Annotated in this window: 15 protein-coding genes and 1 pseudogene; 6 read left to right on the top strand and 10 right to left on the bottom strand. The window is 37.1% G+C overall.

Going from position 1 to position 12246, the window contains the following annotated elements; genetic code table 11:
- Nucleotides 1-60 precede the first annotated feature (60 nt).
- Nucleotides 61-621, bottom strand: a pseudogene (locus BM100_RS11980) (IS982 family transposase); the annotation flags it as partial.
- Nucleotides 622-672: 51 nt separating this feature from the next.
- Between BM100_RS11980 and BM100_RS11975 the strand changes: the two are divergent.
- Both BM100_RS11975 and BM100_RS11970 read left to right on the top strand, forming a co-directional pair.
- Nucleotides 673-1467, top strand: coding sequence for a Tn3 family transposase (locus tag BM100_RS11975; protein WP_092511239.1), 795 nt, complete (start codon nucleotides 673-675; stop codon nucleotides 1465-1467).
- Nucleotides 1468-1560: 93 nt separating this feature from the next.
- Entirely contained in the window at nucleotides 1561-1764 is a 204-nt protein-coding gene (locus BM100_RS11970; RefSeq protein WP_092511237.1) for a type II toxin-antitoxin system Phd/YefM family antitoxin, read from the top strand.
- Between the two features lie 293 nt (nucleotides 1765-2057).
- Here BM100_RS11970 and BM100_RS11965 read toward each other — a convergent pair whose 3' ends face one another.
- Nucleotides 2058-2582, bottom strand: coding sequence for a DUF6392 family protein (locus tag BM100_RS11965; protein WP_092511235.1), 525 nt, complete (start codon nucleotides 2580-2582; stop codon nucleotides 2058-2060).
- A 382-nt stretch (nucleotides 2583-2964) separates the two neighbouring features.
- On the opposite strand from BM100_RS11965, the gene BM100_RS11960 reads away from it, so the two are divergent.
- The 3 genes from BM100_RS11960 (at nucleotide 2965) to BM100_RS11950 (ending at nucleotide 5219) form a co-directional block, all read left to right on the top strand.
- Entirely contained in the window at nucleotides 2965-4017 is a 1053-nt protein-coding gene (locus BM100_RS11960; RefSeq protein WP_092511233.1) for a PDDEXK nuclease domain-containing protein, read from the top strand.
- A gap of 247 nt (nucleotides 4018-4264) precedes the next feature.
- Nucleotides 4265-4600: a hypothetical protein gene (locus tag BM100_RS11955; RefSeq protein WP_092511231.1), complete on the top strand. Its 336-nt coding sequence runs from the start codon at nucleotides 4265-4267 to the stop codon at nucleotides 4598-4600.
- A gap of 139 nt (nucleotides 4601-4739) precedes the next feature.
- On the top strand, nucleotides 4740-5219 hold the full coding sequence (locus BM100_RS11950; protein WP_092511229.1) for an Hcp family type VI secretion system effector: 480 nt from the start codon (nucleotides 4740-4742) through the stop codon (nucleotides 5217-5219).
- A gap of 137 nt (nucleotides 5220-5356) precedes the next feature.
- Here BM100_RS11950 and tnpA read toward each other — a convergent pair whose 3' ends face one another.
- The 8 genes from tnpA to BM100_RS23040 form a co-directional block, all read right to left on the bottom strand.
- Complete coding sequence (gene tnpA / locus BM100_RS11945) at nucleotides 5357-5548, bottom strand: IS200/IS605 family transposase (RefSeq protein ID WP_244590673.1); 192 nt, start codon at nucleotides 5546-5548, stop codon at nucleotides 5357-5359.
- Between the two features lie 49 nt (nucleotides 5549-5597).
- The gene (locus BM100_RS24065; protein WP_139216956.1) at nucleotides 5598-5942 is read right to left on the bottom strand and encodes a DUF1240 domain-containing protein; all 345 of its coding nucleotides are present in this window, start codon (nucleotides 5940-5942) and stop codon (nucleotides 5598-5600) included.
- 143 nt (nucleotides 5943-6085) lie between these two features.
- Nucleotides 6086-6493 carry a hypothetical protein gene (locus BM100_RS11935; protein WP_153044894.1) on the bottom strand — a complete coding sequence of 136 codons (408 nt, stop codon included), beginning with the start codon at nucleotides 6491-6493 and terminating at the stop codon, nucleotides 6086-6088.
- Between the two features lie 274 nt (nucleotides 6494-6767).
- On the bottom strand, nucleotides 6768-6977 hold the full coding sequence (locus BM100_RS11930; RefSeq protein WP_092511223.1) for a hypothetical protein: 210 nt from the start codon (nucleotides 6975-6977) through the stop codon (nucleotides 6768-6770).
- A 1469-nt stretch (nucleotides 6978-8446) separates the two neighbouring features.
- On the bottom strand, nucleotides 8447-8848 hold the full coding sequence (locus BM100_RS11920) for a hypothetical protein (RefSeq protein WP_092511219.1): 402 nt from the start codon (nucleotides 8846-8848) through the stop codon (nucleotides 8447-8449).
- 15 nt (nucleotides 8849-8863) lie between these two features.
- Nucleotides 8864-9154 (bottom strand): helix-turn-helix domain-containing protein, encoded by a 291-nt coding sequence (locus BM100_RS11915; protein WP_092511217.1) that lies wholly within the window; start codon nucleotides 9152-9154, stop codon nucleotides 8864-8866.
- Between the two features lie 343 nt (nucleotides 9155-9497).
- On the bottom strand, nucleotides 9498-10367 hold the full coding sequence (locus BM100_RS11910) for a protein RepA (RefSeq protein WP_092511215.1): 870 nt from the start codon (nucleotides 10365-10367) through the stop codon (nucleotides 9498-9500).
- A gap of 531 nt (nucleotides 10368-10898) precedes the next feature.
- Nucleotides 10899-11036, bottom strand: a complete 138-nt coding sequence (locus BM100_RS23040) for a hypothetical protein (RefSeq protein WP_175494948.1) — start codon at nucleotides 11034-11036, stop codon at nucleotides 10899-10901.
- 422 nt (nucleotides 11037-11458) lie between these two features.
- Here BM100_RS23040 and BM100_RS11900 point away from each other — a divergent pair, with 422 nt between their 5' ends.
- On the top strand, nucleotides 11459-12244 hold the full coding sequence (locus BM100_RS11900) for a hypothetical protein (protein WP_092511212.1): 786 nt from the start codon (nucleotides 11459-11461) through the stop codon (nucleotides 12242-12244).
- Nucleotides 12245-12246 lie beyond the last annotated feature (2 nt).

The raw sequence follows: 12246 nt of genomic DNA, 5'->3' as shown, positions 1-12246 counted from the left end.
AAAATACCTGATGTTTGGAATGAATGTTTTCAAGACAACGGTAAATAACCTGAGATCGGTTTAAGCCATCACCTGAAGTTCTGTTTTTTCAGCATGGGTGATATTGAGTGATGGCTTTTTCGGTTTCAGACAATAAGCAATTAACCCGCCCAGTAAGTTCAGCATAAAACCGTGTAAACTGCGGTGACGCGAATACTCAATTTGGGTAATGTTCTTGAGCTGATCATTGATTGTTTCAATAATAAATCGCTTTGCTAACATGGCCCTATCCCACGCGGCTAGCAGTTTGGGCTTCATATTCTTTCGTTGTCCTGTCACCAACGTTATCCCTTCTGCTTCTAAGTCTTCTGCTAATGCTTTGCTGATATAACCCTTATCCGCATAAAGTTTATCTAAAAGCCCTTTTGAGAGCGCTTTAACAGGCGCTCTATCATCAATATTGGCGGGCGTCAGTTTTACGGCAACGATTTCACCCTGATTATTAACAATCATATGAAGCTTAAAACCGTAAAACCATCCCATCGTGCCTTTCCCTCTTGCCGCCGTCTCTTTAACCACTTGATGTCTGGGTATTCTGAGGTTGTGACACACTTTAATGCTTGTCGAATCAATAAATTCAATCTCTGATGATCAGTCAGGGGATTATCGCTCTGCAAACGTGATAATCAAGATATAAGGTTAATTAAACCTAAATCCATCATCAATGTTGAACGTATCCGTTCTCAAAAACGGGGGATAATACGGGTGTTATTGTCACTCATCTTGCAGGAAAATAAGCAAAGTAACATCATTCGCAAACTTAATTCCCATACCCGGTATGTCAGATTAAAAGCAGCTCAGTTTGAATACAATGAAGTTTTTAAAAGTCTCCACGTATTGAACCTGATCGATGACATGCAACTCAGAAAAGCCATACGAAGTGCCAGAAATCGCACTGAAGCTTACCATCAGCTCCAGAGTAACATCAGGAAAACCTATCATGGCATTTTTCAGGGGAAAAAGATTGTTGATAATCGGATCAGTGCCCATGCTGCCAGATTAATCGCTAACAGCATTATCGCCTACAATAGCCTTGTCCTGAATTCAGTTTATGAAAGGATGCTGGCCAACGGAGTGTCTCAGGAAATCATGGATGAATTTATCCGAATATCGCCAATAGCCTGGAGCCATACCCTATTGACTGGACGCTACAATCTAAAGAAAAGTAAGGGTGAAATAGATGTTGAAGCCATGTCCTTACTGTTGGAGGAGCATGTGAAAAACATTTTTGGAAAGATGGGGCTTCCTAATTCGTCATTTTCAAGGACTCTTCCGCTGGACCCGGTATTGCGTATTGATAGAGAAGCTGAACAGGCAAGACAAGAATCAGAATTGCGTTTTGCAGCAGTAAAAGAAAGAAGATTTAACCCCTTGGATACAGTCCGCAAAGTCATGAAAGCACACTTAGGTCATCTGAAATCAGTTTAAGATGCGATAAGTTGATTATTTTCCTTTTTATGAGGCTAATGATTAATCCCTTTGATAAAGAGGCTTGTCAACTGGCCTTATTTGTGAGGCTTTATACCAAATATAATCTTGAGTGATACAAGTGCAGGTATCCGTGAGTTAAAGAAAAGTCCAATGCCAGCGGTGAATGCGAGAGTTGGCCATACAGCCGTTATCCTGAACAGGAACCAGCCTGCATTTTATTATGTTTCCGTTGAACTCTATGAAAGGATGCTTGACTTAGTTGACGAGCAAGAACTTGCCAGATTAGTGACATAACGCAAAAAACAGCAGTTAACTGATGTTAATTTGGACGATTATCTGTGAGTTATAAGATAAAATTCTGAGAAGAATTACTAAAGGAATGGTGCAAACTAGTTGGCATTCTCTCCGCCCTAATGGGCGAAGATTCCTACTGTTTTCAGATGATAGCCTTGCTTATATTAGGGGAGGCCTGCTTCAACAGACGGTCTGACTCGTACCTCTATAACACGCTATATGTCATCCCTGAACCACCATAGGTGATACTCAGGCTGTGCAAATAGGGTAAGATCACGACCCCATTTTCCATTTCATTGGAAAATTGACCATTTTGTTTTACCTAAAGTGAATTTGTCATATTTATTTCTGGTATAGATAACTCGTTTTAAATTTTCATTTTTGTTATACCGAAATCTCATTTCATATGAAGTATTAGCATCCTCTCTTTCATAATAATCTTCCCACCCAAAATATTCATTCATTATTATTTCTGGTGATTCTGATTTTATTGGTACCCCATATATTTTATGTATATCTTGGCGTTCAATATTGCATTGAAAAACAACATTCTCTCCACATTTAAAAATATGTGAATTATGATATTCATCAATGACATTTAATTCCATGCAGAAAAGTGCCATATCATCCTTACGAAAATAAAGGATTATTCCTTCATCAGCAAGGTTATATAAGATACAATCATCATCTAGGTCGTTCATTGGTTCTAAGTTAGTTGGTAAGGCTCTATTTTTCACAATATATTCATAACTGACTGGTGCCTGCCCGATGTTAATCATATCGTTTATCAAACACTGTAAATTTTCTTTTACGCTCATTTTGATATAGTTCCAATCTGTTTTTTTGCTCCTTTTACCATAAATTTAATGTCTTAGGAGCTGACATTTCCAGACCGCAATATTCTGATATTCGGCAAGTCAGGCTTTTTTCATAGCTAGCTGTTTTCTCAGTGAGTAAGTGCTCTCAGTATGCTGGAAGATCTCTAATATATGAATACGGGGTAATTACACATTAACATGGAGCTGTTATTCATAGTTCATTGTTATCCATGACTGTTTAGTCATGTGTACTGGACACTACCAGCTGAAAATTCGCCAAATTTCGTCATTTTTATGATGTATACGCACGCTAAAGATTCTAAAATAAATAAAGAATTGAATACTTATGCTGTTTATAAGCCATTAAAAAAGAAAGCAGATTATGACATTAGAACTACAAGTTTATACCTCATTACTCATTGATGTAAAAGAACGTATCCGCTGCGGCCAGTTGAGGGCTGTTCAAGCCGTTAATGCGGAACTCATTCAAATGTATTGGGATATTGGTCAACTACTCCATAAGCGCCAAATGCTACAGGGATGGGGAGCCGGGATCATTCCTAAACTAGCACGAGATATTGCTAATGAATTACCTGAAGTAAAAGGTTTCTCCGAACGAAATCTAAAACGGATGCTGCGGTTTTACCGAGAATACGCCTTTCTATCAAATGGGGATGAAAACGCCACTTCAGAAATTGTGCCACAACCTGTGGCACAATTGCCTTGGGGACACAATATTCTTCTCATTGAGAAGATAAAAGATCAAACTGAGCGATTTTGGTATGCAGAACAAGTGTTGATACAGGGTTGGAGCCGTGATTCTCTGTTACAAATGATAAAAAATAAGGCCTATACCCGACAAGGTGCAATTGTCAGTAACTTCAAAAATCTGTTACCTGTTTCTCAATCCGAGTTGGTACAACAGACCCTAAAAGATCCTTATATTTTTGATTTTCTCACTCTGTCAGAGCCCTTTAAAGAACGTGAATTGGAAACGGAGCTACTCAAACACCTTGAAAAATTCCTGCTTGAACTTGGCGAGGGATTTGCTTTTGTTGGGCGACAGTATCCAATAACTGTAGGTGATCAAGATTACTATATCGATTTACTCTTTTACCATCTGAGGCTGCGAGCTTTTGTTGTTATTGAACTGAAGCGAGGAGAGTTTAAACCTGAACATGCAGGTAAGATGAATTTTTATTGTTCTGTAGTCGATGACAAGTTACGGCATCCTACCGATCAACCTACTATTGGTTTGATTTTGTGCCAAACTAAGGATCGGATATTGGCGGAATACGCATTACGTGGCATACAAAAACCCATTGGGATTTCAGACTATGAATTAACCCGCACTTTGCCAGAAGATTTGAAATCCAGTTTGCCAAGTATTGAAGAACTGGAAGCCGAGCTTAGCCATAAAGATGAAGATAGTTAGATTAGCGTAAAGACTGTACATTACTGCAATGGAAATTGTAACTCAACGTGATCATTCAATTGGTTCACGGTTAAGGTATTGTAAAGGCGAATACCAGTCTAGAAAAATCGGAACAATTCGAAATATGAAAAAAATAATGATAGCTACTTTATCTCCCTTTTTCATTAGTGGACGCAGTACCAATAAATTATATGACCGTTTTTCTGCGTCAAGCGGAACTGAAAGTATGGCATACTGAGTTGCAACTATGTGGAAAAAAGAAGATGAATTAAAAAATGGTTTAGCCGCTAATAACATAAGCATCATTGAAAGCAGAGCTGGCAAAGGTGCATTTTACGTGTTTGAAAAGAGTGGAAATGAAATGGTATCAGCCAGAGGAACTATTGGCTGGTTCGGGAAACATGAAGGTAATATAGATATTAACTTCTATATTCCTGAAGGAAAAACCTCAACGAAATCAACAAAAAGAAGATTATTTTTAACAAAAGAATGTGCAAAAATCCCAAGTAAAGAAAGAGAGAAAATTTACTTGCAAAATATAGTGTGCACTGACCCCTCGGGGTGTAATTTTAGAAGAAATTAAACAGATCTAAAACAGCTAATTACATAAAATCAGGTGAAAGGTCTTTGTCATATAACTATCGGCATGATTTTTAATATGTTAAGTTATGTATTCGAGATCAAATGTTAGCCATCTTTAGATAAAAAGGATGGTAAATTTTATGTCATACATGATCTATTTAACTTTAAATGGGAAAAAGCAAGGCCTAATATCTTCTGGATGCTCAACTCCAGAGTCAATAGGAAATAGATATCAAAAAGGACACGAAGGTAAAATACAGATACTCAGTTTAGATCATACTATATCCCGTAACCAAAATGTCAGTCACCAACCCATACAATTTATCAAACCCATAGATAAATCATCACCATTATTGGCGATGGCGATAGATTCTAACGAATCATTAGATGGTAAATTTATTTTTTACAGAACTGGACAACTAGGGCATTTAGAGCTTTTCTATGAAGTCAAAATTACAGAGGCCACAATCTCTGAAGTTTCTTGTACTTACCCTAATTCTATAAATGATTTTGATGCTATGCCATATGAAAGAGTTATACTCAATTATAAATCAATTTCATGGAACCATATGACAGCAGGTACATCAGCCTATAGCATATGGGACGAGAGGGTGTATTAAGTAAAAATCCCCCTTCATAGAAGGGGGCATTGATTTTACCCTGAAGGGGCATTATAAGTTCAGACTCTTAGAGCCTTCACTTCACATTCCTGTTAAAGAAAGCTGATTATCTTCATTCTCATGTTTTTCTTGATAATTCACGTGATTCCGTACCATTTCTTCTTTCTTAAATAGGGAAATTTATTAAACAAGCGTAGGGTTGTTTTACCTTTCAAGTGCCCTAAAACGTGTGATATGACGAGTTTCGGCGGGATTTTTACCAACAAATGAACATGATCTATTTGAGCATTCAGCTCTACAATTTCTATTCCTAATTGCTCACTTGGGATCTTTATTTGTTTATAGCCTTCTCTTCCTACATTATTTTTTAATATATGCTTAGCGACATAAATTTATATCTCTCACATATTCGTTTGGTGCAATTAACGATTTTTTATCACATGTTACATATCCAGAGTCTTTCAATTTATTATCAACATATAAGGATACAGGAACACTAAGAATTAAAGCCCCCAAAAACACCCATACAAAGAAATCAACAACACGACCTTTATATGGTCTAGGGGTATCTGAAAGACAAGCTAGAATAAGAGTAAATAGCATATGAAAAACTATTGGAAATCCAAATGAAATAAAAAATACCCGCCAAGAAAAAAATACTCTCTCGTTAAAATTAATTAGTGAATTAAAATCACGCCAAGAAAAAAAAACCACTATTGACATAATAGTTATGACTAGCAATAGAAATATTACATACAAAAATCTATACCAAAAAGGTAAGGTTATTTTTTTTGATATTTACTTTTAGCTTTATTTGACATTAGGAACCTCATTATAAATCATTATTAAAAATATTAGTATATTACTTAGTTCCACGGCCAAATGGCTGGGTTACTCACCCCCATTTGTTGACGATTGATATCATAATAATCTCCTTGTATTTTCTCATCACTCTCTCTAATAGCATTTATTACTTTTTCTGATATCCCTAGTTCATTATCAAGATAATATAAAGCAATAGCTACTCCAACTCCAGCTAGAAACAACCCAGCAGAAACACCAATTATGCTGATTCCTGCTGTTAAAAAATACTGAGATGCTATTTTACCAATACCAGCAGTGATTAATGTGGTAATCAATAATTTTGCAGTGTCAACTGCTATATTTCCCAAGAAATCAGCTAGAGCATATTCATCTTTTAACATAAATTCAACTGTTCGATAAGCAAGGGAAAAATATATACAAATTTTAGCACCTGAAATTATGCCATTCATGATGCCTTTGGTGCCAATCCCCATTTTCACTATTTTTTGATTATCAAGACGATAATTAGTACCTGTGATAAATTTTCTAACACTTTGTTTACCAGTAATTTTAATGTGCGTAGCTCCTCCTCTACCTTTATATTCTTTGGCTTTAATACCTAGAGTTTTAACCTCATTAATTATTTTAGCAACACCAACTAATTCCAGTATAGTTCCAGCAAACGAAGACGCAAGATCAGTACATGAAAATAGTTTATCTTTCCATGAGTTATGCGTGCCATCTTTACATAAAGCAGCTTTTAAAAAGCCAATAGCTTCTTCTAGATAGAGTTATTAGTGCATAACGCTCTTTATTTCTTATATCATTTAATTTTCTTTCAAGTTCAGCGTATTGCTTTTTCCTATACTCCTTCATATGAGTAAGAGGTTTGAACTCCCCATTATCAAATACTAATTGCCCATCCATAAATTTATTTGAAAGTCTTCTACTCATCTAACACTCCATAAGATTATATCGCATGAAAATTTATTAATACTTTGTTTCATATTTTATCGGGTTCAGATATTTTTTCTTTAAATTTTTAAAAGTATTGGGAGCAGTATCAAGTTTATTTGTTATAATAATACATTGTTTTTTAAGCCCTTCAACCAACCGATAAGTGTTGTAAATAGCATTGATGTTTCTGTATGCGTCTTTACTGAAGAAACACTTGGTACTAACACCAGTAAAAATTATTGCAGCCAGCATTACTCCCCCGATAATCCACCAAAAGTAATTTTGAAGCTGCTCGTAACGCTATTTCAGCGCATGTTGGGGCATTGTGTCCTTTTCATCGAAAAGCTCCAAAAGGGGAAACAACCGAATCAACCATTACGGATGACCATACCGCCTAGTATTTTGAAAACTGATGCCTTATCACCCATTCACCTCATTACACCTACAAAAATCGGTACAGATACATAGCCATTAATCTGGGCATTCTCAGCTGTGTGCCGAAGTGGGAGCAAGAGGGTTCATCAACCGGAGGTGTGTCGAAACGGGAAAACCGCTGAATCAGGAATTACGGGTAGTCATATCACCTTCTATCTTGAAAACAGGCGCCTGGTCACTCGTTCATCCCATTACGACACACCCGAACCTACAAAATTCGGTACAGATAATACGTAACCATCCGCACAAATATCCTCAGCGGTGTGCCGAAGTGGGACAAAGATCGCAAACTATTCTGAGGTGTGTCGAAACGGGAGGACGCTGAATGAGGCATTCTGGATAACCACATCATCATTTATTTTGAACAGTAGATGCCTTATCATCCATTCATCCCATTACAACACACCCGAACCTACAAAACTTGATACAGATAATACGCAACCATCCGCACAGATATCCTCAGCGGTGTGCCGAAGTGGGAGCAAGAAGGCTCATCAACCGGAGGTGTGTCGAAACGGGAAAACCGCTGAATCAGGTATTACGGGTAGTAATATCGTCTTGTATTTTGAAAATTGATGCCCTATCACCCATTCACCCCATTACGACACACTTAAACCTACTACGTCTGGTACAGCTAAAACATTCTCAGTAGTGTGTCATAGCGGGAGAAAGATGATAAATCAATCTCAGGTGTGTCGAAACGGGAAAACCGCTGAATCAGGTATTACGGGTAGTCATATCGCCTTGTATTTTGAAAATTGATGCCCTATCACCTATTCATCCCGTTACGACACACTACTACGCCCAGTACAGGTAAACATTCACAGCAGTGTGTCGTAGTGGGAAAATGATGACAATCAATCTCAGGTGTGTCGAAATGGGAGATAAACATTACGGCAAGTGCACTACTGCAGTTGATATAGAATTTGATGAATTATATCCATACACCACACCATTTCCCATTTCGGCACACCATAAATCAAGAACCTCATACTACTTTGCATGCGATTCTTACATCGCAAAGCGATAGCTTATTCATCATAAATCACAGCCAGAAGAGCGCGATAAACTTCCTGGTTGATATCACAAGCTAATGAGAGCATATCGCGTGATTCAATTGAACAATCCTTACTGGCTTGATCGAGAATAACCTCATACAAAGAAATTCCTACTCCAGTCAGATGCATCGCCTGAGTTAATGGGACAGGCCGCCGATGTTTTATGTAACTCAATAACCTCAGTGTTAATGGTGTCGGTGAATATTTCAAAAGGGCGTGATGAACCTCTTGATTGATATCACTTGCTAATGCGATCAGGTTATTGAAATCTGTTGTACATTCACTTTTCGTTTTTTCGAAAATGAATTTGAACAGAGACGTGGCTAGGCCTGAGCGATATGCCGCTTGTTTTAGTGAGATAGAGTTATTACTCACAGTTTACCTCTACAGTTACTGCACGTTGTAACAATTTAGTGATTGATTTTGAGTAATACTGCGAGGTGTACGTTCTAGTAGTTGGCCATTCAGATCGAAATATCGGCTCGGCCAAATCTCTGAGGGATGTAGCTTAAGGTAGTTGGCAATAATCCATTCGCCTTTAGGCCACGGTCGTGACAGTGTGTTTGCTAATGTTGATGAGCTGAGCCCTGCTTCACGAGAGACTGCTGCTAAGGTTGTTCCACGCCTACGTAATGCAGCAATAATGTCGGCTTGATGCCAGTCTTTTTTATGATTAATCATCCTGCTACCCCTTCCATTAGTTATTGGTGGCGATTCAAGACAGGGTTCGCGGACCGGGAACGATCTTCCGGCAAGGCGTTAGCCTTCCCTGCCTGAACCGCCATAGAGAGGGCGATAGCAAGCACACTGGCAGAAACTTCCTACCAGTGGATCGTTCTTAACAAGGCCGCGACGCCTTGACCATTGGATTTTGCCAATGGCGGGGCTACTTTAACTGATTGTTTTATCTGACTCAATAAGCGAACCAGTATAACTGCCGAAATTTTTCTATATGATTTACCTGAAATAATCGCGACTTATACAACACACCTCTTCCCATTTCGACACACCTTACTCTCTATGCCTAAGAGTAAGGCTTCAGTTTCGAATTTCTAGAATGGATAATAAAGTAAGTTTCTTTCTCACGAATAACAGTAGAATACGTTAAATATCCAATCTTCTCTAACTGCTCCAGAGCTTGCTTGATGATTCTATTTTGCTCTTTAATTGGGGATAGTAATGCTAATCTCTTTCTAATTCTCTCGCGTGATATTGGAGCAGGATTAGAAGGTAGACTTTCAATGTAGGTGTATAGGGCTTGTGCGACTTCTTTACGCGGCAATGCGTTTATTGGTTTATGGCGTAATAATACTTTATAATCAACCTGATACAGTTCCCACAATCGTTCATCAGCTTCCAACTCAACAAGGTCATTTTCAAAGGAAAACCGCCCTGTTTTTAGCAACCCCGTTGATACAATATCTTTTATCCCTTCTGAGCCAGATTTAGTAAATGTGATCGTTTTACCACGTATGCGCGTCAACGAATCGGCTATATTCTGGCGTAGTTTTTTATCAAACCTTTTGGATTCGAAAAGACACATAGCAGCAAATTCATGGAATGGTAGCTGAATAGTGTTTGATTTCAGGCCATATTTACTGAATGATTGTATAATCCCAACCCAAATTTTAAAATCAAGCGCCATATTCAAGCGCTCACCTGTAATCTTCACATTGTTATATCCTTCACGCCGTGAAAATTCTAAATTCTTGAGTTCTGCGGTTGCATCAATCGTTGTTTGTACACCTTTTGCCGGGCGGCTGGAAGGCACGAAAACATTTAATCTCATCAAAGCTACAGGTTGTATTGTGGCACGATTAGTAACTGTGAGTTTATTGTTATCATCTTCAGCATCACAGTTAACACCATCATCAAAAAAAACATTATTACTCATATAGTTAAACCATATTTGATATTCAATTTAATTAATAATGAATAACTCCCGGCGGTTCCCACTTCGACACACCTGTATTCCCAATACTACCCACCTTTATCCCTTTTGGACACACCTTTTTCCCGTTTCAACACACCTTTTTCCCGTTTCAACACACCCTGATCGCCTGAAGGCCTTGTTATATCTGGCCTGCGATGATCGGGGATCAGTTGGGTTTATATTAGGATCATATTAGGATCTATTAAGGATCTAATTATAGGATATGTGGATAACTTTTATTTAGCTCTTATTAAAACGCTCGCAAGTGAACATTAAGTGAACGGTCATCTAATAAGTTTTAAGAAAAATATTCTTCTTACACAGCATTTTCAGAATGCTTAGCTTCCATCAAAGAAAATGAAATGTTATTAAATGGTTGATTAGAAGGTCATCGATGACTAGACACCTTTGCTCACAGAAATGATCGAATATTAACTCCATCAGACTGATTACCGCCTAAAACCATCACATCGCCATTCTCAGCCACACTAACTACAAAACCAACGAAACGCCTGTACAGGAGAAAACGGCTACACAGTCGTAATGAGGCTCTTTTAAGGGCATTCCCCAATCAAGATAAGACTTGGCAGATTCAAATTGGGTTGAACGGTTATCAGCGCGTTCCAACATAGCCCCCGCATGGGCAGCACACCAAGGTGTTTCATCATCACGTATACCACCCCGTTTGATGTCCTTCCACCATTGTTAATAATACGGTAAAACCCTAAGCATCCGTTATCTACCTTATGGTTTTTCTCATATTAGAATCTTCAAGAGCGATATACACCCTTCTTCCATTCTAAAATATATTTATGTTATCCAAGTTTTAAAAAATCTCAATTTATTCCAATTTTTCAACCATATGCCTTATCGTATATATAAAAAAATATATCAAATTCAAGAAAAAATTTGGGCATATATTATGCATGTTTAATAAACATTTATATTTCATATATAGTTATAAACTATAATAATTAAATTAATATTATCTATGTGTAGTAAATTAGAAATCACTAATTGACAACAGATTAAATTATTCGAGGTTTTTTATTATGAGTAAAATAAGATATCTTAAAATAATTGATAAGCAACTCCTTGCTTTTGAAGATTATTTCAACGATGAATTGCGTCTTAATATACACTCCCATGGAAATTATGGGCATTTAACTTTAAAAACATATAACAAAAATTATCCCAATGATCCAATAGCGCCACTTCGCCCTAGAATATACGAATGGATAACAGCATCAGAACTAATGGATATAATAGAGAGAAACTATCTTTCAGATGGAAGGACATTAAATGACTACAAATATATTCGTTTAGCCAGTTGCCATTCAGCTGATGATTTAGAAGATAAAGAAAAAATTAAAAAAATGCTGGAGCAAAAAAAATCAACATCAGCACCAGATAATACAAAAACTGAAGATTATGAAAATTTGGAAAAAGTATATTCTCTTGCTAAAGAGCTATCTAAACTCATGCCAAGTATTATAATCCAAGGATACAAAGGAGTGTTAAACAATAGAACGACTCTGTATGAAAAAGAAAAAAAAGAATTTAACGTTAGGTTTTATGAACATAATAAACAGATTACATATAGTCAGTTTTATACTGATCATATACACCAATTTTTTTTTGGATATGAAGACAAATATAAAGACAAAGGTTTTCCAAAAGAATTTACGGAAAGAAAAGAGGCGTTTAATCGAGCTGTTGTCAAGATAGAAAATCAAGCAACTACTTGCATATTCAAACGCAAAACCGAAGATAATAAAAATACTAAAGCGGTATCATTCCGCAACGGACATGAGTTAGATACTCCTCCATTTGAATAACT

Origin of the sequence: Xenorhabdus mauleonii (assembly GCF_900113945.1) — a bacterium.
In the GTDB taxonomy this organism is placed as follows: Bacteria; Pseudomonadota; Gammaproteobacteria; order Enterobacterales; family Enterobacteriaceae; genus Xenorhabdus; species Xenorhabdus mauleonii.
This window is presented reverse-complemented; position numbering and strand designations above follow the sequence as displayed.